A 982-nucleotide genomic window follows, 5' to 3' on the forward strand; every position below is an offset into this window, starting at 1 on the left:
TAACCTGAGTTCGACGAAATCTGCTTAGCCTTTTAGCATATTTTGGAAAGTTGGCTTATTGGGATTCAAACAATAAGCCACTACAGCAGCCATGATATTCACCATGAAGTTATTTACCGAACGATGACGTGAATGTTCAAGTTGATGTAAATTTTTTAATTGATCATTCACGGTTTCGATCAATCCTCTTCTGCAAAGTAATTGTTTTTCTTCTTCAGTTTGAATGGGTTTATTTTTCATATTCCGACGTGATGGGGTCAATATTTTCAGTCCTCTTGCTGCTAAAGCTTCGGCTTTTGCTTTGCTCAAATAGCCTTTGTCTCCGAGTAGGATTCCTTTTAATTCTTGAGTTAAAGATTCTAATATAGCAACATCATGAACATTTCCCGATGTCAGTTTGAGATTAATAATTTCACCTAAATTATTGATAACGATATGTAATTTAAAACCATAAAACCAACCCGTACTACTTTTTCCACGGCCGGCCAAGCCTTTAAATACACGATGCCTTTTAATCCGAAGATTATGGCAAACTACCAATTTAGTGGAGTCAATGATACTGATTCCCGTATCTTTTCCTTTCACCTGGTGGAAGAAACTACTCAGAGCTTGCAAACAACGGGGCATGATTTCAATAAATCGGTTGTAGCTAAGCAGTTTAGGAAAAGCAGATTTCCAGAATGGAACGATCATTTGGCAATAAAAATATTTGAAGAATCTAAAACCGGATTGATGAAATAAAATGACAATGGTCATTGCTTCAGACAAGCTCAAGGCTGACTTTTTCAGCTTGGATTTTTGATCAGAAATTAAAGCTTTTTCTAAAGATTCATTAAATGTTTTGCAGAAATCGTCCAAAATACAAAATAATTCGGTAATATGATCCATTGAGAAGCCTTGTTTTATAACATTTTGTCTTGAGAACCAATATGTTATAAATTCAGGGCTTTTTTTCTACTCTTTTTTATATCGAACTCAGGTT

1 protein-coding gene is annotated in these 982 nt (G+C 34.8%); it reads right to left on the reverse strand.

Going from position 1 to position 982, the window contains the following annotated elements:
* Nucleotides 1-24: 24 nt before the first annotated feature.
* Nucleotides 25-888 (reverse strand): IS982 family transposase, encoded by an 864-nt coding sequence (locus NI469_RS15690; RefSeq protein ID WP_107010327.1) that lies wholly within the window; start codon nucleotides 886-888, stop codon nucleotides 25-27.
* Between the last annotated feature and the right edge of the window lie 94 nt (nucleotides 889-982).

The organism is Acinetobacter lwoffii, assembly GCF_024129735.1.
GTDB classification, from domain to species: domain Bacteria; phylum Pseudomonadota; class Gammaproteobacteria; order Pseudomonadales; family Moraxellaceae; genus Acinetobacter; species Acinetobacter lwoffii_H.

Bases quoted from the DNA above. Each gene is read 5' to 3' on its own strand.
- NI469_RS15690 (WP_107010327.1), bottom strand. From the start codon at position 888: ATGGATCATATTACCGAATTATTTTGTATTTTGGACGATTTCTGCAAA.